At 63.9% G+C, this 21,585-nt stretch carries 25 protein-coding genes and 3 pseudogenes; 12 read left to right on the forward strand and 16 right to left on the reverse strand.

What is annotated here, in order from left to right; genetic code table 11:
• Positions 1 to 13 precede the first annotated feature (13 nt).
• Positions 14 to 394, forward strand: coding sequence for a nuclear transport factor 2 family protein (locus ACVDG8_RS03315; protein WP_447253414.1), 381 nt, complete (start codon positions 14 to 16; stop codon positions 392 to 394).
• Between the two features lie 9 nt (positions 395 to 403).
• Here ACVDG8_RS03315 and ACVDG8_RS03320 read toward each other — a convergent pair whose 3' ends face one another.
• The 8 genes and pseudogenes from ACVDG8_RS03320 to ACVDG8_RS03355 form a co-directional block, all read right to left on the reverse strand.
• Positions 404 to 1,015 carry a LysE family translocator gene (locus ACVDG8_RS03320; protein WP_447253415.1) on the reverse strand — a complete coding sequence of 204 codons (612 nt, stop codon included), beginning with the start codon at positions 1,013 to 1,015 and terminating at the stop codon, positions 404 to 406.
• 251 nt (positions 1,016 to 1,266) lie between these two features.
• Positions 1,267 to 1,599, reverse strand: a pseudogene (locus tag ACVDG8_RS03325) (YkgJ family cysteine cluster protein); the annotation flags it as partial.
• 52 nt (positions 1,600 to 1,651) lie between these two features.
• Positions 1,652 to 1,819, reverse strand: a complete 168-nt coding sequence (locus ACVDG8_RS03330) for a hypothetical protein (RefSeq protein WP_447253416.1) — start codon at positions 1,817 to 1,819, stop codon at positions 1,652 to 1,654.
• A 1-nt stretch (position 1,820) separates the two neighbouring features.
• Complete coding sequence (locus ACVDG8_RS03335) at positions 1,821 to 2,228, reverse strand: hypothetical protein (protein WP_447253417.1); 408 nt, start codon at positions 2,226 to 2,228, stop codon at positions 1,821 to 1,823.
• Positions 2,228 to 2,455 (reverse strand): hypothetical protein, encoded by a 228-nt coding sequence (locus tag ACVDG8_RS03340; protein WP_447253418.1) that lies wholly within the window; start codon positions 2,453 to 2,455, stop codon positions 2,228 to 2,230. Before ACVDG8_RS03340 ends, ACVDG8_RS03335 begins: the two co-directional genes overlap by 1 nt.
• Positions 2,456 to 2,787: 332 nt before the next feature.
• Entirely contained in the window at positions 2,788 to 2,997 is a 210-nt protein-coding gene (locus ACVDG8_RS03345; RefSeq protein WP_371009901.1) for a cold-shock protein, read from the reverse strand.
• 214 nt (positions 2,998 to 3,211) lie between these two features.
• Positions 3,212 to 3,370: pseudogene (locus ACVDG8_RS03350) on the reverse strand (HD domain-containing phosphohydrolase); the annotation flags it as partial.
• 51 nt (positions 3,371 to 3,421) lie between these two features.
• Positions 3,422 to 4,072, reverse strand: a complete 651-nt coding sequence (locus tag ACVDG8_RS03355; RefSeq protein ID WP_447253419.1) for a class I SAM-dependent methyltransferase — start codon at positions 4,070 to 4,072, stop codon at positions 3,422 to 3,424.
• 148 nt (positions 4,073 to 4,220) lie between these two features.
• Here ACVDG8_RS03355 and ACVDG8_RS03360 point away from each other — a divergent pair, with 148 nt between their 5' ends.
• Positions 4,221 to 4,847: a TetR/AcrR family transcriptional regulator gene (locus ACVDG8_RS03360; protein ID WP_447253420.1), complete on the forward strand. Its 627-nt coding sequence runs from the start codon at positions 4,221 to 4,223 to the stop codon at positions 4,845 to 4,847.
• Positions 4,848 to 4,986: 139 nt separating this feature from the next.
• On the opposite strand, the gene ACVDG8_RS03365 is transcribed toward ACVDG8_RS03360, so the two are convergent.
• Positions 4,987 to 5,742 (reverse strand): SDR family NAD(P)-dependent oxidoreductase, encoded by a 756-nt coding sequence (locus ACVDG8_RS03365; RefSeq protein WP_447253421.1) that lies wholly within the window; start codon positions 5,740 to 5,742, stop codon positions 4,987 to 4,989.
• 81 nt (positions 5,743 to 5,823) lie between these two features.
• Entirely contained in the window at positions 5,824 to 6,492 is a 669-nt protein-coding gene (locus ACVDG8_RS03370; protein ID WP_447253422.1) for a glutathione S-transferase family protein, read from the reverse strand.
• Between the two features lie 166 nt (positions 6,493 to 6,658).
• Here ACVDG8_RS03370 and ACVDG8_RS03375 point away from each other — a divergent pair, with 166 nt between their 5' ends.
• The gene (locus ACVDG8_RS03375; protein WP_447253423.1) at positions 6,659 to 6,838 is read left to right on the forward strand and encodes a CsbD family protein; all 180 of its coding nucleotides are present in this window, start codon (positions 6,659 to 6,661) and stop codon (positions 6,836 to 6,838) included.
• Positions 6,839 to 6,901: 63 nt separating this feature from the next.
• On the opposite strand, the gene ACVDG8_RS03380 is transcribed toward ACVDG8_RS03375, so the two are convergent.
• Positions 6,902 to 8,026, reverse strand: a complete 1,125-nt coding sequence (locus ACVDG8_RS03380) for a metallophosphoesterase (RefSeq protein WP_447253424.1) — start codon at positions 8,024 to 8,026, stop codon at positions 6,902 to 6,904.
• A gap of 192 nt (positions 8,027 to 8,218) precedes the next feature.
• On the opposite strand from ACVDG8_RS03380, the gene ACVDG8_RS03385 reads away from it, so the two are divergent.
• Together ACVDG8_RS03385 and ACVDG8_RS03390 are read left to right on the forward strand one after the other, a co-directional pair.
• Positions 8,219 to 8,812 carry a hypothetical protein gene (locus tag ACVDG8_RS03385; protein ID WP_447253425.1) on the forward strand — a complete coding sequence of 198 codons (594 nt, stop codon included), beginning with the start codon at positions 8,219 to 8,221 and terminating at the stop codon, positions 8,810 to 8,812.
• Positions 8,813 to 8,876: 64 nt separating this feature from the next.
• Positions 8,877 to 9,107, forward strand: coding sequence for a hypothetical protein (locus tag ACVDG8_RS03390; protein ID WP_447253426.1), 231 nt, complete (start codon positions 8,877 to 8,879; stop codon positions 9,105 to 9,107).
• A gap of 40 nt (positions 9,108 to 9,147) precedes the next feature.
• Here the strand turns inward: ACVDG8_RS03390 and ACVDG8_RS03395 are convergent, their stop codons facing one another.
• Entirely contained in the window at positions 9,148 to 9,708 is a 561-nt protein-coding gene (locus ACVDG8_RS03395; RefSeq protein ID WP_455707812.1) for an LmrA/YxaF family transcription factor, read from the reverse strand.
• 126 nt (positions 9,709 to 9,834) lie between these two features.
• Here ACVDG8_RS03395 and ACVDG8_RS03400 point away from each other — a divergent pair, with 126 nt between their 5' ends.
• Positions 9,835 to 10,590: an NIPSNAP family protein gene (locus ACVDG8_RS03400; RefSeq protein WP_447253428.1), complete on the forward strand. Its 756-nt coding sequence runs from the start codon at positions 9,835 to 9,837 to the stop codon at positions 10,588 to 10,590.
• On the opposite strand, the gene ACVDG8_RS03405 is transcribed toward ACVDG8_RS03400, so the two are convergent.
• Both ACVDG8_RS03405 and choX read right to left on the reverse strand, forming a co-directional pair.
• Positions 10,591 to 11,436 carry an alpha/beta fold hydrolase gene (locus tag ACVDG8_RS03405; protein WP_447253429.1) on the reverse strand — a complete coding sequence of 282 codons (846 nt, stop codon included), beginning with the start codon at positions 11,434 to 11,436 and terminating at the stop codon, positions 10,591 to 10,593.
• Entirely contained in the window at positions 11,433 to 12,371 is a 939-nt protein-coding gene (choX, locus tag ACVDG8_RS03410) for a choline ABC transporter substrate-binding protein (protein WP_447253430.1), read from the reverse strand. Before choX ends, ACVDG8_RS03405 begins: the two co-directional genes overlap by 4 nt.
• Before the next feature lie 75 nt (positions 12,372 to 12,446).
• On the opposite strand from choX, the gene betI reads away from it, so the two are divergent.
• The 4 genes and pseudogenes from betI to ACVDG8_RS03430 all read left to right on the forward strand — a co-directional run bounded on the left by betI (position 12,447) and on the right by ACVDG8_RS03430 (position 16,096).
• Positions 12,447 to 13,085 (forward strand): choline-binding transcriptional repressor BetI, encoded by a 639-nt coding sequence (gene betI, locus ACVDG8_RS03415; RefSeq protein ID WP_447253431.1) that lies wholly within the window; start codon positions 12,447 to 12,449, stop codon positions 13,083 to 13,085.
• A 169-nt stretch (positions 13,086 to 13,254) separates the two neighbouring features.
• A pseudogene (fumC, locus tag ACVDG8_RS03420) lies at positions 13,255 to 14,651 on the forward strand (class II fumarate hydratase).
• A gap of 460 nt (positions 14,652 to 15,111) precedes the next feature.
• On the forward strand, positions 15,112 to 15,531 hold the full coding sequence (locus ACVDG8_RS03425; RefSeq protein WP_447253433.1) for a DoxX family protein: 420 nt from the start codon (positions 15,112 to 15,114) through the stop codon (positions 15,529 to 15,531).
• A gap of 166 nt (positions 15,532 to 15,697) precedes the next feature.
• A complete protein-coding gene (locus tag ACVDG8_RS03430) occupies positions 15,698 to 16,096 on the forward strand; it encodes a DoxX family protein (protein WP_447253434.1) in 399 nt (132 codons plus the stop codon).
• A gap of 4 nt (positions 16,097 to 16,100) precedes the next feature.
• Here the strand turns inward: ACVDG8_RS03430 and ppx are convergent, their stop codons facing one another.
• Both ppx and ACVDG8_RS03440 read right to left on the reverse strand, forming a co-directional pair.
• Positions 16,101 to 17,636: an exopolyphosphatase gene (gene ppx, locus ACVDG8_RS03435; protein WP_447253435.1), complete on the reverse strand. Its 1,536-nt coding sequence runs from the start codon at positions 17,634 to 17,636 to the stop codon at positions 16,101 to 16,103.
• Positions 17,633 to 19,828 (reverse strand): RNA degradosome polyphosphate kinase, encoded by a 2,196-nt coding sequence (locus tag ACVDG8_RS03440; RefSeq protein WP_447253436.1) that lies wholly within the window; start codon positions 19,826 to 19,828, stop codon positions 17,633 to 17,635. Before ACVDG8_RS03440 ends, ppx begins: the two co-directional genes overlap by 4 nt.
• Before the next feature lie 251 nt (positions 19,829 to 20,079).
• Between ACVDG8_RS03440 and ACVDG8_RS03445 the strand changes: the two genes are divergently transcribed.
• The gene (locus tag ACVDG8_RS03445) at positions 20,080 to 20,325 is read left to right on the forward strand and encodes a zinc-finger domain-containing protein (protein WP_447253437.1); all 246 of its coding nucleotides are present in this window, start codon (positions 20,080 to 20,082) and stop codon (positions 20,323 to 20,325) included.
• A gap of 21 nt (positions 20,326 to 20,346) precedes the next feature.
• Positions 20,347 to 21,582, forward strand: a complete 1,236-nt coding sequence (locus ACVDG8_RS03450; protein WP_447253438.1) for an FAD-dependent monooxygenase — start codon at positions 20,347 to 20,349, stop codon at positions 21,580 to 21,582.
• Positions 21,583 to 21,585 lie beyond the last annotated feature (3 nt).

Raw genomic sequence — 21,585 nt, forward strand, 5'->3', positions numbered from 1 at the left:
AAAGGGCAATCCCATGGAACTGATCATCGACAGCACCGCTGCCGCGCGCTCCGCCGAGACGGCCGAGATCATGCGGCGCTACAACGACGTGTTTCAGCGCCACGACCCGTCCGCGCTTGCCGATCTTGTTGCCGACGGCTGCGTGATCGAGAACACCACGCCCGCGCCCGACGGCGCGCGCCGCGCCGGCAAGGCAGCTTGCGTCGAATTGTGGTCGGCGATCGCCACCGGACCGGGCACGCGCTTCGACCTCGAAGAAACCTTCGTCGCCGGCGACCGCGCGACCATCCGCTGGCGCTTCTGGATGGCCAACGGCAGTTCCGTGCGCGGCGTCAACCTGATGCGGGTCGCGGACGGCCGGATCGTCGAGGCGATGGGCTATGTTAAAGGTTGATTTGCCCGGTCATCGATCCGCCAGCGCCAGCTTCGCGCCGAGCATGACGAAGGCGGCGGCGAAGCTGCGCCGCATCCATGTCAGCACTTTGGGCCGCGACACGATGTGGCTGCGGACCGAGGCGGCGAACACGCCGTAGAAGGCGAAGACGACAAAGGTCATCAGCATGAAGACGCCTGAGAGCTCGAGCATCCTGGCAAAAGCATGCGGCTCGGTGGTGCTGACGAATTGCGGCAGGAAGGCAAAGAAGAAGATCGAGAGCTTTGGATTGAGGACGTTGACCAGGATGCCGGTGGTGATGGTCCTGGCGGTCGAGCGCGGCGCGGCATCCTCGTCGATGCTCAAGCCACCCTTCTCCTTCAGCGTGTTCCACGCCATGTAGAGCAGATAGGCGACACCGAGATATTTGAGCGTCTCGAAGGCGACGGCGCTGGTGTGCAGCACCGCGGCAAGGCCGGTGATGGCCGCCGCCATGTGCGGGATGATGCCAAGCGTGCAGGCAAAAGCCGCGATGACCGAGGCCCGCGCGCCGCGCGAGAGGCCGGCGCTCAGCGTGTAGAGAACGCCGGTGCCAGGCGAAGCCACGATTATCAGCGACGTCAACAGGAATTCGATGCTCACGGATGGTTCCTCCACGGCCCTGCCCGACGGCGAAGGTATCGGGAGGTGTGGGCGACGGCAAGCGTGATCTCCCCCTTGTGGGGGAGATGGCCGGCAGGCCAGAGGGGGCGCGAAGGAACGCCGCGCCTGTCAGTCTGGTTGATCTTTCGAAGCAGGATATCGGTTCGAAGCGAAAATCGACTGAGATGCTGGCGGGACAGCGCCCCCTCTGCCCTGCCGGGCATCTCCCCACAGGGGGAGATTGGCAGCTCCACCACCAGCCCATGCGCCGCCCGCGCCATCAGGCACTCGGGGTCGCCCGGCATGCAGGCGCGGCAGACATGCGGGCGCGCTTCGTAGATGCCGCAGGCGGTGTGCTTGCCGACTTCGCCGCGCAGGGCGGCGCAGCGGCCACCTTCGAAACGCATGCCGGACAAATCCGTGGCGACCAGCGCTTCGGGGATGCAGTCGAGCTCGGCATCCTCCTCGGTCGAAAAGCGCGGCCAGTCCGCCGCGTAGGCGCAACAGGCGCCGCAACTCTGGCAGTCGAAGACGGCGGCCGCCTCGACACCCTCGCGCGCAGGCAAAACGGCCGGGTCAGCCAGGCCGAACGGTCCGGACCCGAGGGCGGTGCGACCGGTGTCCCGCGGCAAGGTGCTATTTCTTCTTGCCTGCCTTGCGCGGCGGCGCTTCAGCCGGCGACTTGAACAGATCGGTCGCGGCTTCGGCCGGCGCGCCGGCCTTCGGCGCGGCAACCGGCTTGACCGGTTTCGCGGCGGCGGACGGCGTTGCCGGCTGGTCCTTGGCGGAAAATTTGATGGCCATGTCAGTCCTCGTCGGAAAAGCGCGATGATGGCGCATTCGGTTTGCGCAGGCGGCCGATCAGCGCCGAAACCGCCGTGATGTTCATTTCCTCGGGCGACCAGTTCCTGGCTTCCGCGATGTGGTGCGGGGCCAGCTCGCGATGCGTGCTGCCGCTATAGGCGGCATCCTGGTAGGTGACGCGCTGACGGGTCTTGGCGTCCTCGCGCGCATATTCGATCAGATAGTTCGGGGCTTCGGCGCGGCCGCGCACGCCGACGCGCACCTGGGCGTCGCCATGCGCGCGCTTGCAGCGCTCGAGCTTTTCCAGGACGCGGCGAACATATTCGATCGGCTTGTCGAGCATCTCGACCATGTCGGCGATGGTCGCGTCGGCGGCGATCGGCGTCGCCGGCACACGTTTGGTGGCCATCAGCGTTTTCCGGCTCGTTTCGGCAGAGCCGCGAGCGCGGCCGCAGCAGCCAAGTCGCTGGCTTCCTTTTCCAGGCGCAGTTCGCGCAGGCGTGCCGTCTTGGCTTCACGCGCGTCGCTGACGGCATCGCGTTCCGAGATGATGCGGTTGAGCGACATGGACTGGGTCTTGGTCTTGCTGAACAGCGACACCGCCGGATCGGCGGGTGTCTTCGAATGAGTGGTCAAAATCTTTCTCCTGTCAGGAGCCTGGTGCCGGCAGGCAAGACCGGCTTCTTCGGTCAGGACCATGCGCAAAGCAATATGGCGGCGGATTCAAATTGCTGGAGCGTCCCTTAGCACGTTCCGGCCAGTGTGCGGCGCACTTTCGGCGGCAACAGCACAAAATGAAAAAGGCCAGGCACCGCCTGACCTCCTAAAAGCGCCGCGCACCCAACTGGATACGCAACGGCGCTTCGTATTGGCGCGTCATGCCGTGGAGACCCACGGTCCGGCACGCCAGAATTCGCCATTCACCGGTGCCAGTACATCCGTGGTCACCGGGAGGGCAGAATTCCTGTTTAGACCGCCTTCAACTGGTCGGCGGACATCTTGCCCGACTTCTTGTCGCGGACCATCTCGTAGCCGAGCTTCTGGCCTTCGGCGAGGTCGCGCATGCCGGAGCGCTCCACGGCCGAGATGTGGACGAAAACGTCGGCCGAGCCGTCGTCAGGCTGAATGAAACCAAAACCCTTGGTGGCGTTGAACCATTTAACTGTGCCGGTGCTCATGACGAACCCTTTCCATTGGCAAATATTCGCTCGCCGTCATGCGGATGCACAACGTCGTCTGTCTCGATTTTTGAAGCGGGAGGTTCGTCAAAGGCGCGCTCTGAGTCGCGGATAACAGAAGCCGGTCAAACAAATATCGACGACCCTCCTCTAAGGACATTCCGACGCGATGTCAAAGGCCTGACGATGAGTGGCAAGCGCCATGCGCTCAGGCCTACATCCGATCCAGTTGCAGAACAACGCGCCGCAGCGCCTCGAAACAGGCCGGATCGATTGCCGTGCCGGCATCGCCAGCCATGATCTCGAAGGCTCTGGCCACCGGCATCGCGGCGCGATAAGGACGCTGCGCCGTCAACGCGTCGAAGATGTCGGCCGCTTAACGTTCCGCTCCGCCAATGGCGAGTGCAGCGCCGGACCGTGCCGCTCAGCCGGCCGGTACCGGCTTTGCGTTGGACGGATTTGGCAATGCCATTGCCGCCGGGCGGACCGAGAGGCGACCGATGCGATAGACCGCGGCCGGCGGAATGTTCCTCAAAGTTCGGCCAACGCGTTCCGCCTTCAGCCCGAGCCCTTCCAGGATCGCCGTCGGCACCGGGCAACGCGGTCCGTAGGTGAACTGGTAGAGAGCGCCGTCCTCGCGCATATGCACGAACGAGCCGGCAAGGATTGCGGCCACTTTGGCGACAGGCATGGAGAGCAGCGGCAGGCCGCTGACCACGGCGCCGACCGGAACCGCGAAAGGCAAGGTCGCCGCGCCGATCTCGGCGGCGTCGATGCAGAGCAGGCTCGCGCGGGGAAAGCGGCCCGCCAGCACGTCGGCGAATTCGGCGCCCTTTTCGACCAGGACCAGATCCGCTTCGGCGACACCCTGGCCGAGCAGCGCGCGGGTGAAAACGCCGGTGCCTGGGCCAAGCTCGATCACCGGCCCGGTATGCGGACCGATGGCGGCGACCATCAGCCTGGCCAATGCCGGGCTCGACGGCGTGATCGAGGCGACCCGCAGCGGGTTGGATATCCAGGCGCGGAAGAAATGCAGAGCGTCGGATGTCGCGAATTGCGAGATGGCGCAGCTCATGGTCTTGCCCTTTTGTCCAGATCGAAGTTGACATCCGTCAGCGTCTCGGAAAGCTGCCATAGGTTTTTCGCCAGTATCTTAACAGTGTTAAGTGACATGCTAACCTGGAATCTATACAATGTAAAGATTGGGGCATGGGAAAGGCGGAATGGCCGAGGAAACTGAAAAAGAAGCCTATCATCACGGCGATCTTCGCGACGCCCTGATCCAGGCGACGGACGCCATCCTGGCCGAGCGCGGCCTCGAAGGGTTTACGCTGCGCGGCGCGGCACGGCGCGCGCATGTGTCGCCGGCAGCCCCGGCGCACCATTTCGGCAGCTCAGCCGGGCTGCTGACCGAGGTCGCCATTCTCGGCTTCGAGGAACTCGCCCGCCATCTCGCCATCGAGGGCCCAGCCGAGAGCCCGACCGCGCGGCTGAAACGGCAAGGTGTTGGCTATGTGCGCTTTGCCCTTGCCTATCCCGGCCGCTTCCAGCTGATGTTTCGCTATGACCTTCTGCTGCCCGACGACGCGAGGCTGGCGGCTGCTTCCGAACTGGCCAAGGGTCCGATCGCCAGAACGACACAGGCCTTACTTGGGCGGCCCGAGGACGCGGAGTTGGACGCGCGGGCGAGCGCCATGATGCTTGCGGCATGGTCAGCCGTGCACGGCTTTGCCCATCTGGCGCTCAGCGGCAAGTTTTCGAAGCTTGCGCCTGAGGCGAAGTCTCAGCACCTGCTCGACGAGCTGTTGCCGGAGATGCTGGAGGCGCTGTGGCCCGAGCCGGGCCGCTAGAGCGTTTCACCGTTTCACGGAAACGGTGAAACGTTCTAAGCCTTTGTTTTAACGCAATTCCGGGCGGAGGGTTACGGCGAAGTCGCCGAACTTAACCGCTCACACTTTTCCTGGAATTGCTCTAGCTTTGCACCGTTGCTCAGCGTTCCTGGTCGGTCGGGCGTATCAGGATTTCGTTGACGTTGACGTGCGGCGGCTGGCTGACGGCGTAGAGGATGGCGTTCGCAATATCCTCGGCGGTCAGCGCTTCCATGGTGGCGAGGCGCTGGTCGAGACCGGCCTTCGAAGCAGCATTTGTGATGTGGTCGCCGAGCTCGGTGCGCACCAGGCCGGGTTCGATGACGGTGACGCGCACCTTGTCGACATAGACCTCGCGACGCAGCGATTCCGAGAACGCAACGACGCCAAATTTGGTTGCCGCGTAGGCGCTGGCACCGGGATTGGCGACGCGGCCAGCAACCGAAGACACATTGACGACATGGCCTTTGGCGGCCTTGAGGTGCGGCAGCGCTGCCTTGGTGGTGGCCATCAGGCCAATCAGATTGAGCTCGATCATGCGGCGCCAATCGTCGAGGTCGGCTTCGGCCGCGGGCGACAGCAGCATGACGCCGGCATTGTTGACGAGAACATCGAGCCGGCCCCATTCGGAGATAACCTTGTCGACCATGGCGATAACGTCGCCGCCCCTGGCAACATCAGCTTCAATGGCGAGCGCTTTGCTGCCGGCCGTCTCGATGCGGCCCGCCAACACGTTGAGGCGATCGGCGCGGCGGGCGGCGACCGCCACCTTGGCGCCAGCGGCGGCAAGTGCCACTGCTGCCGCTTCACCGATGCCCGACGAGGCGCCGGTGACGAGCGCGACCTTGCCCATGAGAGGGGAATTAGAGGATGTCATGACGGATCGTCTCCAGATGCCCGGCCCACTCCCTCAGATAGGCCGGGCGAACCTTTCTGGAAGCCCAGCCTTGTGGCAAGGTTACTCATCAGGCTCAGGCTCCGGCCACGGCTCTTTCGCTGCCTCGGCATACCAATGCCGCATCGCCGGCGTTGCCAGAACGGCATCGACATAGGCCCGGGTGATCGGCGCCAACTCACCGCCATAGGTGTCGAAGCGGGTGACGACCGGCGCATACATGGCATCGGCCGCGGTGAAATGGCCGAACAGGAACGGACCGCCTTGACCATATTGCTCGCGGCACTGGCGCCAGATCGCTTCGATCCGCGCCCGCTGCAAATCACCTTCGGCGTCGAGCGGCTTGTACGATTTCGGCCGGCGCAGGTTCATCGGCCAGCCATAGCGCAGCTCGCGGAAACCGGAATGCATTTCGGTCGCCACCGAGCGCGCCAGTTGACGAGCGCCGCGATCATCCGGCCAAAGCTTTTTCTCCGGAAACAGGTCGGCCAGATATTCAAGGATGGCAAGGGTTTCCCAGACGATCCTGCTCCCTCCCTGGACCGGCTTGTGATTCAGGACGGGCACAAGGCCGGTCGGCGACACTTTGGCGAGGTTGGCAAAGGTCTCGGGCGTGCGCAGGCGCACAAAGCCCTCCTCGAACGGGATTTCCAGATGCTTCATCGCCACCCATGGCCTGAGCGACCAGGACGAAAAGCATTTGTTGGCGATGATGAGCGTGAATTCGGCCAAAACTGTCTCCCCAAAAATCTTCACCACAGTGGTCACTCGATAGGATGGCGGCAAAGCATTGAGGCGACCATATCCGCGACCAAGGCGACGATGATTGTGGCGCAGGGAACTTAATCCAGCCAGTTCCGTTTGCCTCCCGCGACATGAACCCCCAGGAGATGCGCGGATGGTGAACAAGGATCAGGTTGCCGGGATGGTCAAGCAGGTCAAGGGCTCGGTCAAGCAGGCCGCCGGCAAGGCGACCGGCAACAGGCGGACCGAGGCGGAAGGCACGGCCGACAAGATCGCCGGCAAAGTGCAGAAGGCCTATGGCGACGTGAAGGACAAGGTTCGCAAAGCGCTCTGATCCCTGCGCCCGCCATGGGCGAGTAAGGTTTTGGGAGAAGGCTGCCGCGAGGCGGCCTTTTTTTCACGTCTGGAGCTGTTTTGTGAAAGCGTTGGTGAAGACGATTTCGCCATGATCGCCGGCCGCCTCGCCGAGCACGACATCCATCGTGTCGTTGGTCACCTTGGCCAGCGCGAAGCCGCCCATATAGGCGGCCTTCGGCTTGATGATGTCGAGCCCGTCACGCCGATAGATCAGTGGCACCTCGTGCTGGTGGCCATGGAAGATGGCAATGACGTTGTAGCCCTTCAGCGCGGCAAGCAGCGCCTGGCGGTCGGCCTCTCCCCACCAATGCGGCGCGCCGGAACCGTCGTCGTCATAGGTGCGCCTGGCCGGATCCCAGCGCTCTATCGAAAAAGTATCCCAGCCATAATGCTGGAAGATGATCACCGGCCGGCCGTCGCCGGCATAGGTGGCGAGGTCCTGCTTCAGCCAAGGCAGGCTGCTCGGCGCGCCGTGGCCGATGTCGCCGGCGAAGCGATGCGTCTGCACCAGGTGCAGGCCGCCCCAATCCCAGGAATAGCAATCGGTGTCGACGTCATAGTCGGTCGCCGGCACCGGCGGCTTGAAGAACACGCCAGGGCGATGGTTGATCTGGACATAGTCGCGCAGTTCGCGGCGGTACCAGTCGACATGCGGCCGCGAGCCGTTCTGGTCGAGGTCGTGATTGCCGAGCCCGACATAGACCGGCATGTGGACACGGTCCGGCCCGACGCCCTGGCTGTAGCGCTGGGAAAACTGCAGAAGCTGCGTGCCTTCGCTGGGTTCGGTGACCTGGCCGCCGCCATCGTCGGTGATGTCGCCGCCGGTGACGAGGCCAAGCGGCACGCCGATGCGGCTGCCAGCCGAATTGAGACCTGTGGCGAGCCCGTTGATCTCGGCCGGCCACTCCTTGTCGGCGATGGCATTCAGCGCCGCGACATTGCGCAAAAGTGCGGCGTCGGTCTTGCCCTCCTGCAGGCAATGGGGGCTGAGCCCGCTCGCCATGCGGCAGGCGTGGATGTCGGCGATGAAGAGGAAGGTGGCGCCGATCGGCTGGATACGCTTTCCGGTCTGGGCAAAGCCGGCGCTCGGCATGGCGCTGGCGGCGGCAAGTGCTCCCATGCGGGCAAGGAAGGTGCGGCGTGAGGTGACAGAAGGGCGTTTCATCGCTAGCGATTGAACATACTCGGCATCGCTTCGTCCAGCTTGGCGGCTTACCCGATTATTGCCTTGGAGACGTTTCATGCAAGGGCATGAAAAGCTCTGGAGACTTTTCACGCGCGAAGGTGTGAAAAGCTCTTGGTCGACAGCATGGCGGCGGTCTGTCATTCCTTTCCGCGTGCATCCACGGAGGAAGGCATGAAATCCGTTACCACCGCAATGGCGCTGACCATGCTGACTTTCGCAGTCGCCGCGCAGGCCGCCGACTGCGTCGATGCGAAATCGGCCAAGGCCGGCTTCGTGCTGGAAAAACCAGGCATCCGCAGCGAGTTCCAGCCAGCGCCCGGCGGCATGATCGCGGTCGCCAACAAATACCAGTCGGACTCGCCGCAACTGCAATATCTCTATGCCGGGCTGATCGAGGTGTTCCGCGACAGCGACACCGGCAGGCTGTCGATGATCCCGCTCGGCGACATCAAGAAATTGTTTCCGCTGAAGGCCGGCGCCAAGAGCAAGATCGAGTTCGTGCGGCTGTCGACGAAGACGGCGCCGAAGGGCACCGAAACGCTGGCGCTGTCGGTCAAGGGCAAGGAGAGCTACAGCCTGGGCGACTGCAAATACAATGTGCTGGCGGTGGACGAGACGATCACCGGCGATACCGGCAACGTCATCGATGCCTTCACCGCGCTTTATTCGCCTGAACTGCAGGCGGTGCTCGCGCGCCGGTACGATGAAGGCACCAGCGCGCAGAGCGAAGTCGGGTTCGAGACGATCAAGCCGCTGGCACAGTGAGGCAGTTTTGTAGGGTCCAAAACACTTGGCCTCGGCACGACTTCAAAGGACTCAGGGGAGAGTCATGCCCTATCGGATCAAGAGAATTCTTCTGAAAACCGGCGAAATAATTACTGAGCGCACTCTCCCCAAGGGCGGCATTTTGATTGATGCCGATGCTCCGGTGGTTGGCGATGTGGTGGAGACGATTGTTCGCGGCCAGTCAATGAAGGTTGAAATAATATGGGGCAATTGGGCTGATCGCCGACAACAGAATCCCGACGTGATTGTTCCCTTGCGAGCAAAAGAACTCTAGCTTTCCTCTTGGCAGGATTGAGCGGGTCGTCATTCGAATGCTATGATGGCGAAGGGAGGAGTCCCCTCAAGCACTCCCGCAGCACCCTCGCATCCTGCGACGTCTTAGCCATCGACATGGCGCCGGAATAAGTGGCCACCGTCAGCGCCGCGAACCGGTCGGGGTCCGTCCCGTCCTCCCCGCCGCCCCGTTGATCGTCAAGCACCTTGTCGGCGATCGCTTGCCGCCATTCGGCGAAGACGTCCGCCAGCGCGACACGGAACTCATCGCCGGCGAGCGACAATTCGTGGGCGAGGTTGTTGAGGGGGCAGCCGCGCACATAGCCTTGCCGCTCGAGCTCAGCCGCGACAGCCTCGAAGACCGCGCGCACGCCTTCGCGCGCTGAAGGCGCCGCCCGGAGCGGTTCGATCCAGGTTTGTCGAATCGCGCCCGCCACCCGCTCGGCGATCACCGCCAGCGCAAGCGCCTTCTTGGTCGGAAAATGGTGGTGCAGCGCGCCGCCGGTGACCCCGGCCGCCGCCATCAGGTCGCCAAGGCTCGACGCGTGATAGCCGCGCGCCTGAAAGGATTCCTCGGCCACGTCGAGCACGCGGCGGCGCATGCCTTCGGGGTCGTTGGTGCGTTTTTTGGAATCTCTGCTGACATCCGATGACGATATCAGATTGACAAAACAGGACAACCGGTCTGTTTATAAACAGGACGATCACTCTGTTTTGAGATCCCAGCCATGAACCAAGCCTTTCGCCTTGCCTCGCCTGTCGTGGAGTTGCGGCAATACACGTTGAAGCCGCACCAGCGCGAAACGCTGATCGCACTGTTCGATCGCGAGTTCGTCGAAACGCAGGAAGCGGCCGGCATGACCGTCATCGGCCAGTTCCGCGACCTTGACCGTCCCGACATGTTCGTCTGGTTGCGCGGCTTCGAGACCATGGCGGCGCGGAAAGAGGCGCTGACCGCCTTCTATGACGGGCCGGCCTGGGCGGCTCATAAGGATGCCGCCAACGCCACGATGATCGATTCCGACGACGTGCTGTTGTTGCGGCCGGCCTGGGCGGACGCCGGCTTCAACCTGACGGGACTGCAGCGGCCGGCGACAGCCGCGCCTGGAAAAGCGAGCAATGAGAGTGCCCTGCCCGGGTTTGTTGAGATTTCGATTCATCATTTGCGCCCCGGAACCGAGGCCGGCTTTGTCGAGCGTTTTCAGCGCGAGGCGTTGCCGCGGCTCGCGGCAGATGGTGCCCGGCTGCTTGGCGCTTTCGTGACGGAACATGCCGAAAACACCTTCCCACGCCTCCCGGTGCGCGCCAGCGAGAATGTCTTCGTCGCCGTCATGGGGCTGGATGATGATGGCGCCGACGCAAGAGATCAGACCATCGCCGCCGCGCCGGCGTGGCAGGCGCTTCGCCGGACTATGCAAGCCGACTTTGCAAAGCCGGCCGAGACGTTGCGCCTGACGCCTACGGCACGATCGCTGTTGAGGTAGTCACCTGTCGGCCAACATGCCGGCTATCGCCGACGCGACAAAGGCCGGGTCTTCCCAGTGCGGATTGTGGCCGCAATCCTGCGCCCACAGGAGCTTCGCCGAAGGCAGTGTCTGAGCCAAGGCCTGCTGGTGCGCCGCGCCGAAAAGCGGATCGCGCCCGCCGGCGATGATCAGCGTCCTGGACCGCACGGCGCGCGCCGCGTCGGTGAGGTTCGTGCGGCGGATTTCTTCCAGGATGGCACGCCAGCGGGTCGCCGGCATGCCCGAAGCATCCTTTGCCAGGCCGGCAAGGAAGGCCTGCGGCACGCCGGGATCGCAGGCATGCCACCACTCGTAGAATGGATCGGCAGGCGAGATTGGATCGCGAAGGGCGCCGACACCGGCGACGAGAGAATGGTCCGGCGGAAAATCCGGCATCAGTGTCCCGGCCAGGACCACCAGACCGCCGATCAAGTCCGGATGCCGCGCGGCCAATGCGATCGACACCATGGCGCCTAGCGAATGGCCGACAATTATCGGCCGGTTGAGCCGCAGGCGCCGGATCAGCCCCGCGATGTCCTCGGCAAAGTCGGCGACGCCGCAGCCCTTACCCGCTTGCGAATCCCCGTGACCACGCAGATCCGGCATGATCAGCCGGCGGCCGGAAAGATGCGGCGCCAGCAGCGAAAAACTGCGGCTGGTGTCGGTGAAGCCGTGGACGAGCAGAAGCGGCGGCTCCGAACCGGCGACCTCGACATAGGCAAGGTCAAGGCCGCCAACATTGACGACCTCTTTGCGACCCGCCCAGGCATCCTGCTCGGCCGCGTGACTGTCCTGCCCGGCCGGATGCAATTCCGGCGGCCTCACAGTCCGAGCTTTTCCTTGACCGCGGCAAGGCCGGGCTTGCCGTCGAAGGTGGTGACGCCGGCAAGCCAGGCGTCGAGCCGGTCCTTGTGCAAGGTGATCGACTTCAATGCTCCGTCCTCCGGCTTCATGCCGTCATTGATGAGGTACCCCATACCGACATTCTCCATGTCGATGTCGAAGGCGAGGTTCTTCAGGAACTGCGCCACGTTCGGGCATTCCTGCAGGAACCCCTTGCGCACCTGCGTCGTCACGGTGGCGGCGCCGAAATTCGGACCGAAGAACTTGTCGCCGCCGGTCAGGTACTTGAAATCGTACATCGTGTTCATCGGATGCGGCGCCCAGCCCTGGAAGACGATGAACTGCTTTTCCTTGATCTCGTAGCCGACCTCCGAGAGCATGCCGGCCTCGCTCGACTCGACCACCTGCCAGCCGTCGAGGCCGAATTTGGGGTCAGCGATGGCATCCATCATCAATTGGTTGGAACCGGGCTCGATGCCGTACATCTTCTTGCTGAACTTGTCGGCGAATTTGTGCAGGTCCGACAGGTCCTTGACGCCGGCTTCCCAGACATAGGTCGGCACGGCGAAGGTGTATTTGGCGCCGACCAGATTGACCCGCACATTCTCCACCGAGCCGTCCTTCTTATAGGGCTCGTAGTAAGTGACCATCGCCGGGTCCCAGTAGCCCAGGAAAAGATCGAGATCCCGGTTCTTCATGCCCTCGTAGATGACGTTGATGCCAAGCACCTCGCTCTGCGGCTCATAGCCGAGCGCCTGGAGCAGGACCTTGGCCACACCCGTGGTGAAAGCGAGGTCGTTCCAGCCAGGCTCGGCCATGCGGACCGCTTTGCACTCTTCCGCCTCGGCCGCCCGGGCCACCTGACAGGCCAGCATCAGCGCAGCCAGACAAACTCCATTCGCAAGCACTCGCAGCATATTGGTTCTCCTCATATTGACCATTTGGTCATGTTATTGTCCCATTGGTCAATCATTTGATCTGGGCGGGCGAAAATGTCAACGTGGATTCGCCATGCATGGATCGATCCGGTGAAGCTCACCCGTCTCAGCGACATACGCCGCAAGGAGTTGCGGCAAGCAGCCTTTTCGGTGCTGGAGCGCGAGGGCATTGCCGGCGCTACGCTGGAGAAGGTGGCGGCCCAGGCCGGCGCCTCGAAAGGCATCGTGCTGCACTATTTTCGCAACAAGCAGGAACTGTTCGAGCACGCGATGCGTGAGGCGAATGCCGTGCTGCGCGACGCGGTCGTCGCCCGGCTTCGCCAGGCGCGAACGCCGATGGAGCGGCTCGATGCCGTGATTGAGGGCAATTTCGAGGAGCACCTGTTCCTGCCGCCGCTCTGCCACGCATGGTTGTCGCTGTGCGCGGAGGTGCCGCGCGACGCGAAGCTGGCACGCATCCAGAAGGTACTTCACGCGCGCATGCGCTCGAACCTGTTGTCGGGCCTGCATGGCCTTGCCTCGCCGGCGGATGCCGACGAGATTGCGCTCGGCGTCACAGCGCTGATAGACGGGCTGTGGCTCAGGCTCGGTTTGCAGCCGGGCAGCGTCACGCGCGAGCAGGCGGTGCGCCAGGTGAAGGATTTTGTCAGAGCACGGCTCGCCATGCACCGGCCAACCATCGCCGGCGCCTAGCCGGCCCCCGATAGGCCTGCGGCTTGACCCCGGCCGCACACGTTTGCGCCACGGGGAGCGAGGTGCGTTCCTTCAACCGATTTGCATCCGTGCAGCCCGCAATCTCCGCTTGATGCGTTTTGTGCAACGCGATACGCCCTTGCCCAAATCGACAGACCGGAGACCAGCCGTGAGCGCTCAAAAGACCAGAACCGAAACCGATACATTCGGTCCCATCGAGGTCGCCGCCGACCGTTACTGGGGCGCGCAGGCGCAGCGCTCGCTGGCCAATTTCAAGATCGGCTGGGAAAAACAGCCGGCCTCCATCGTGCGCGCGCTCGGCATCGTCAAGCGCGCGGCGGCCGAAGTGAACATGGAGATGAAGCGGCTCGATCCGGCCGTCGGCAAGGCGATCGTCGATGCCGCCCAGGAGGTCATCGAGGGCAAGCTCAACGACCATTTCCCGCTGGTCGTGTGGCAGACGGGCTCGGGCACGCAGTCCAACATGAACGCCAACGAGGTGATCTCCAACCGGGCGATCGAAATGCTCGGCGGCGTCATGGGCTCGAAGAAGCCGGTGCACCCGAACGACCACGTCAATATGAGCCAGTCGTCGAACGACACCTATCCGACGGCCATGCACATCGCCTGCGCCGAGCAGGTCGTGCACCACCTCATCCCGGCGCTGCACCATCTGCACAAGGCGCTGGTGGCCAAGAGCCAGGCCTTCAACCACATCATCAAGATCGGCCGCACGCACACGCAGGACGCCACGCCGCTGACGCTCGGCCAGGAATTTTCGGGCTATGCCGCGCAGGTCGCCTCGTCGATCAAGCGCATCGAGCAGACGCTGCCCGGCCTGCAGGAGCTGGCGCAGGGGGCACCGCGGTCGGCACCGGCCTCAACGCGCCGGTCGGCTTCGCCGAGAAGGTGGCCGACCGCATCGCCTCGATCACCGGCATTTCCTTCGTCACCGCGCCGAACAAGTTCGAGGCGCTGGCCGCGCACGATTCCATGGTGTTTTCGCATGGCGCGATCAACGCGGCTGCGGCGGCGCTGTTCAAGGTGGCCAACGACATCCGCTTCCTCGGCTCCGGTCCGCGCTCCGGGCTCGGCGAGTTGTCGCTGCCAGAGAACGAGCCTGGATCCTCGATCATGCCGGGCAAGGTCAACCCGACCCAGTGCGAGGCGATGACGCAGGTCTGCGTGCAGGTGTTCGGCAACAATGCGGCGCTGACCTTCGCCGGCAGCCAGGGCCATTTCGAGCTCAACGTCTACAACCCGCTGATGGCCTATAACTTCCTGCAGTCGGTGCAGCTGCTTGCCGACGCTTCGGTCTCCTTCACCGACAATTGCGTCGTCGGCATCGAGGCGCGGGAAGATAATATACGTGAATCATTGAACCGCTCGCTGATGCTGGTGACGGCACTTGCGCCGACCATCGGCTACGACAACGCCGCCAAGATCGCCAAGACCGCGCACAAGAACGGCACCACGCTGCGAGAGGAGGCTCTCGCCACCGGGCTGGTCAGCGAGACCGATTACGACCGGCTGGTGCGGCCCGCGGACATGACGCATCCGGGGTAAGCGCTGCGACGCGAGGCGAAACCCTCGCGAGGTCGCCATTCCAGGGCGAAGCAGGAGCGAAGTTCCGTCGCGGAGACCCTGGAATCCATGCCGTTACCTCGGGCGAATGGCGCAGCGGAGCAGAATCTCCACCGCGGCGGCCGCTTTTGACTCACGGAATGGATCCTCGGGTCTGCGCCGCGTCGCTCCGCTCCTTGCTTCGCCCGTGGATGACGAAGCGAACGGCGGTTCGGCAAATCTCCGAAGTCTGCGATCGTTACCCCAGCTCCCGATAGTCCGGCCGTTTTGCGGCAGCAGAATTTACTCCCTCAGCCTTATCTGCCGACATGATTTTCGCGCGCGCCGGACGATCTCGGAAACATCTTTCCTGTGAACAATGTGTCACCACATAAGCGACTTTGGTGAACAGTCCTGATCGTCTATCTGACCGGACATTCAACCCGTTCGGAGATTCACCGCCATGTCCATCAGCTCTTCCGCCGCCGCCGGCACCACGTCCAACAGCTCGCTCACCATTCTCCTCGGCCGCGTTCTGCTCGCCGTCATCTTCCTGCTTTCCGGCTTCGGCAAGCTCACCGCCATTTCCGGCACCGCCGCCTATTTCGGCGCGATGGGCCTGCCGGCGCCGACCGCGACGGCCGTCATCGTCGGCCTGATCGAGCTGCTCGGCGGCCTTGCCGTCCTGCTCGGTTTCCAGACCCGTATCGCCGCCTGGGTGCTCGCCGTCTTCACCATCGCCACGGCGCTTGTCGCCCACACCGGTTGGGCCGACCAGAACCAGATGATCCATTTTCTGAAGAACGTCGCCATCACCGGCGGCTTCCTGCTGCTCGCCACTTCCGGCGCCGGCGCCTATTCGATCGACGCCAAGCGCGGCTGACGGTTGGAAGCAATTCCGGACGGATGGTTACGGCGGAGTCGCCGAACCTGACCGTTTCACTTTTCCTGGAATTGCTTGCCTACCAAGCTCTGAATGAAAGCGGCGCGGAATTTTCCGCGCCGCTTTTTCGTTGCAGGCATAGACTACACCGGTAACGGAGGTGGCCATGGCCCGCAATGCATTGCTTCTCGTCGCACGACTGCTGCTCGCCGCGCTCTTCGTGCCGTCGGGCTTTCAAGCGCTCAGCGACATAGCCGGCACGAGCAGTTATTTCGCCGGCCTCGGCCTGCCCTTACCCACTTTAGCCGCGTGGGGCACAGGCCTGTTCGAAACGATCGCTGGATCGCTGATCCTGGTCGGTTTCCAGACGCCGATCGTGGCGCTGCTTCTGGCTGCCTTCTGCATCGCCGCCGGCTTCATCGGCCACTACCACCAGGGCGACGACGCGACGCTGTCGTTCCTGCACCAGCAGATGCTGATGAAGGACATTGCCATTGCCGGCGGCTTCCTGGCGCATGGCATGGCCGGCGCCGGCGCCTGGTCGATCGACGGGCGCCGCGCCTGAATAGCTACTTCACCGAAACGCTCGGCCCGCCTTCCACCGCCAGCATCAGGCGGCGGTTGCTGATACGGGCGAGCTGCGCCAGCCGGCCGGCCGGCCGCTCGCCGTAGAGATCGGCGAGCGAAGCCGGCAGCACCAGCGCCAGCGCGCCATTGCCGCGGCTTTCCCATTTGAGCCTGGGCATGACGCCCGGCATCGCCGCCGTCAAAAGATAGACGACGCGCATCATCGCCGCCAGCAGGCGGGCGCGTTCGAGCAGGCGCGGCGGCGCCAGCGCCTTGATCTCGGGCGCGATGCCATCGTTGAAGATGCCGTCATGGCGGTAGGCGCTGGCTAAAGCCAGATAGGCGCGTCCAGGATGATCGACACCGATGAAGGAGGCATGTGCAATGATGTTGAGCGACTGCCTGCCGCGATATTCGGGATGCGCGCGCCAGCCGATATCGGCAAGCAGGCAGGCGGCGTGGCGGTAGCGCGCCTCGTCTTCCGTCTCGTCGATGCCGAAAGCCTTGAAGGCCTTGCCCGTCCATTCGACGAGGTCATGCGCATGGTGCACCGAGCGCGAGCGCAAAAGCGCCAGTTCCTCGGCGGCGGAGATCAGCGGATCGGCCTTCTGTTCGGCGGCGTCGAGCAGCGAATAGAGAAAGCCCTCGCGAACGCCCTGCGCCGAAACGATGATCTTCGACGGCTGCATGGCTGTCATGATCTCCTGCAGCACGACGGCGCCGTAAGGCAGCAGCGAGCGGCGGTTCTTGGAGACGCCCTCGATGCCCCGCACCTTCTCGATCTCGGCTTTGGCCACTTGCTTGAGAAAGTTCATCGCGCTGTCGGCCGAAATTTCGTAGTGATGCATGACGCCGAGCGGGTAATTGTTCATTTCCATATGCAGCCTGGCGAGGTTTCGCCACGTGCCGCCGACGGCGTAGAAGACCCTGCCCTGACCGCCCTTGAGCAGCTTTGCCCGCGCCAGCTCCTGGCGCGCGATCTTCTGCGCCTGGACGAGCGAGTTCTTGGCCATGTCCTGCAGGCGCAAGCCGCCGAGCGGCAGCGTGATGCCGTCGCCGATCGCCTCGCGGTTGATGTCGATCAGCTCCAGGCTGCCGCCGCCAAGGTCGCCGGCAATGCCGTTGGCCGGATGGAAGCCCGAGATGACGCCAAGCGCCGAATAATGTGCCTCCTGGCGGCCGGATAGCACGCGGATCTCGGTCTTCAGCACATCCTCGGCGCGGTGGATGAAATCGGGGCCGTTGATGGCCTCGCGCGCGGCGGCGGTCGCCAGCACATACATGTGCTCGGCGCCAGCCTGATCCGACAGCGCGCGGAAACGGCGGAATTCCTCCATCGAGCGCGTCACCGCCTCGGGGTCGAGCTTGCCGGTCGAGACGATGCCGCGGCCAAGGCCGGCCAGCATCTTTTCGTTGAACAAAAGCGTCGGCGAGCGCGCCAGCCCCTCATAGACGACAAGGCGGATCGAGTTCGATCCGATGTCGATGATCGACAGCGGCCGCCGGTCCTGGAGCCGGCCCTGGGAAACAGAAATCACGCGGCGCCGTTCTTCTTGCGGCGCTTGAACTGGGCGATGCGCCTGGGCGCATGCGATTTCAGCGCGTCACCCCGTCCCGAGAGGCTCGGATTGGTCATGAAATATTCCTGCGCGTTGAACGGCTCTTCGCCCTCCTCCAGCACAACGCGCCGGGAGGTGCCGTCAGCCAATACGTCGAAACTTTGCTGATTGTCCATGATGTTGCCCAGCATGATCTGGCCAAGCACCTGTTCATGCACAGTTGGATTGGTGATCGGCACCAGCGTCTCGACGCGGCGGTCGAGATTGCGCGGCATCATGTCGGCCGACGAGATGTAGATGATCGCCTCGTCCGACGGCAGGCCGTGGCCGTTGCCGAAGCAGAAGATGCGGCTGTGCTCGAGGAAACGGCCGACGATCGACTTCACGCGGATGTTTTCCGACAGGCCCGGCACCTGCGGCCGCAGGCAGCAGATGCCGCGCACGACGAGGTCGATCTCGACGCCGGCGCGGCTGGCGTCGTACAGCGCGTCGATGATGATCGGGTCGACCAGCGCGTTCATCTTCATCCAGATGCGCGCCGGATGGCCTTCGCGGGCATGCACCACCTCTTCGGCGATGTGCTTCAGGATGCGGTTGCGCAGCGTGAAGGGCGACACGGCAATGCGCATCTCCTCGGCGGGCTCGGCATAGCCGGTGATGAAGTTGAACAGCTGCGCGACATCGCGCGCGATCGTCGGGTCGGTGGTGAAGAAGGACAGGTCGGTGTAGATGCGCGCGGTGACCGGGTGGTAGTTGCCGGTGCCGAGATGCACGTAATTGCGCAGCTTGCCGTCCTCGCGGCGCACCACCAGCGACATCTTGGCGTGGGTCTTCAACTCCAGGAAACCGAACACGACCTGAACGCCTGCGCGTTCGAGGTCGCGCGCCCAGCGGATGTTGGCCTCCTCGTCGAAGCGCGCCTTGAGCTCGACAAGTGCCGTCACCGACTTGCCGGCCTCGGCCGCGTCGATCAGCGCGCGCACGATCGGGCTGTCGTTGGACGTGCGGTAGAGCGTCTGCTTGATCGCCACCACTTCCGGATCGGCCGCGGCCTGGCGCAGGAACTGCACCACCACGTCGAAGGATTCGTAAGGGTGGTGGACGATGATGTCCTTCTCGCGGATCGCCGCCAGGCAGTCGCCGCCATGCTCGCGGATGCGCTCGGGGAAGCGCGGATTGTAGGGCGTGAATTTGAGGTCGTCGCGCGGGATGGCGACGATCTCGGAGATCTGGTTGAGCGCCAGCGGACCGGTGAGCACGCTGATGCGGCTCGACGACACACCGAGCTCGCCGGCGACGAAGTCGCGCAGCGGGGCCGGCATCAGCGTGTCGAACTCGATGCGGATCACCGAGCCGCGACGGCGCCGTTTCAGCGCCGTCTCGAACAGGCGCACCAGGTCTTCCGATTCTTCTTCAACCTCGATATCGCTGTCACGGATGATGCGGAACGTGCCGGAGCCCTTGACCTCATAGCCCGGGAACAGCTTGCCGATGTGAATGCCGACCACCTCCTCCAGCGGGATGAAGCGGACATGGTGCTTGCGGTCGGGCAGGCGGATGAAGCGCCGCAACGCCACCGGCAGGCGCAGAAGCGCGCTCATCTCCTCGCCATTCTTGCGATGGCGCAATTGCAGCGCGATCGAGAAGCCGAGATTGGGGATGAACGGGAACGGATGCGCCGGGTCGATCGACAGCGGGGTCAGCACCGGGAAGACCTGTTCCTGGAAATGCTCTTCCAGCCAGCTCTTCTCGTCCTTGGTGAGCGCATCGCGGGTGATGCTCTCGATGCCTTCCTTGTTGAGCAGCACAGTAAGGGCCGAAAGGCTTTTCTGCTGGTCTTCCTGCAGGCGCTCGACCTCGCGCAGCAGCTGTTCGAGCTGCTGTTCGGGCGTACGGCCGTCGGGGCTTTTCAGCGTAATTCCTTCGCGCACCTGGCCGGCGAGGCCGGCGACGCGGACCATGAAGAATTCGTCGAGATTGGCGGCCGAGATCGACAGGAAGCGCACGCGCTCGAGCAGCGGATGACGCTCGTTGAGCGATTCCTCCAGCACCCGCCGGTTGAACTGCAGCCAGGAAAACTCGCGGTTGACGAAACGATCGGGATTGCCGCCATCGGGGCTTGCCGCCTCGACGGTGATGAACTCGCTCTGCACAGGCTTCAGTTCGTTCATGGTTCCCGCTCTTGCCCCGCAACCGTCTTTTGGCAGCGCCGCCTGTTGCCGTAACGGACGCTCTAGCATGTTTTTATGACGCATGATCGTCACGGAATCGCTCCGATTCCAGCCTCATGCGCTTAACCGGCTCAACTTATCCTCTGACAGGCTTTTGCGACAGTTTGATTTCATCGATCTTGCAAACGGACCTGTTATGATCCAGATGCAAGCTGGCCAAACCCAGTGGCCGAACCCGATTGGAGACGACGATGGCAGGCGGTAGCATTCCCCATTTCCAGAACGATGCGGGCCATCCGGTCATCGAGATCGGCGTCAAGGAATTCATGTGCACCGGCGCCAATCCGCCTTTCGACCATCCGCATGTGTTCCTCGACATGGGTGACGACAATGAAAAAGTCTGCCCCTATTGCTCGACGCTCTACCGCTATTCGGCGTCGCTGAAGGCGACGGAAACGCAGCCGGCGGGCTGCCTCTATATCGATCAGGCCGCCTGATCCGCGGATGATCGCCGGATCATGAGCGAAGAACGGTCCCGGCAAATTATCATCGCCGGGGCCGGCATAGCCGGGCTGACGGCAGCGCTTGCCTTTTCGGCGCGCAGCACCCCTGTAAAAATCTTCGAGCAGGCAAGGCAGATCGAGGCGGCCGGCGCCGGCATCCAGCTTTCTCCCAACGCGACGCGTATCCTCGCCCGGCTCGGCGTGCTCGACCGCTTGCTGCCGAATGCCGTGCGGCCGGAAGCGGTGATGCTGAAGGATGCCAAAAGCCTGCGCGAGCTGGCCCGCGTGCCGCTCGGCGCCTCCGGCGAAAAGCGTTGGCGCGCGCCTTATCTTACAGCGCACCGCGCCGACTTGCAGGCGGCGCTGATGGCCGCATCGGCGGAGCGGCCCGATATCGAGCTTGTCACCGGCGCAAAGGTGACGGGCATCGCCGTCGATCCGCTGACCATCGCCGTGGCGGTCGAGATCGAGGGCAAGGTCAGGGAAATTCCGGGCGACCTTTTGGTTGGCGCCGACGGCGTCTGGTCTTTGGTCCGCTCCCAACTTGCCGGCAAGACGGCCGGCTTCGCGCAAAGCCGCTTTTCCGGCGAGCTGGCCTGGCGCGCCACGATTCCGGCCGACAGCCCAGCAGGCCAGGCCTTTGCGGCAATCGGCGCCCAAGACTGCGTCACGACGTTCCTGCATCAGGGTTTCCACATGGTTGCCTATCCGGTCAGCCGGGGCAGCGCCTTCAACCTTGCCGCCTTCACCAAGGGCGAGCGCATCGCGGAAGGCTGGTCCGGCCTTGCCGACCCCGCCATCCTCACCAGCGCCATGCGCGGCACGGCGCCGGCGCTGGCAAAGCTCGTGGGGCTCGCAGGCCCATGGGCGGCGTTTCCGATCCACACCGTCGAGCAACGGCGCTGGACGATGCCCGAGGGCGTCGCGCTGATCGGCGACGCCGCGCATGCGATGACGCCTTTCGCCGCCCAGGGCGCGGCGATGGCGATAGAGGATGCCGCGATGCTCGCCAATCTCGTCGCCGACTTTCCCAGTGACCCGCGGCAGGGCCTGACCATCTGGGATAATCTCCGGCGGCCGCGCGTGGAAAAAGTGCTGAAGCGCGGCGCGCTCAACCGGCTCGCCTGGCACGCCTGGGGACCGGTGGCGATGGCGCGCAACCTGGTGCTGGCGACGCGGCCGGCGGAGAAGCTCGCGGCCGATCTCGACTGGCTTTACGGGTGGGAGGAACAGAAGGTGGTTCGGCGGTAGAGG

The organism is Mesorhizobium sp. ORM8.1 (assembly GCF_053005525.2).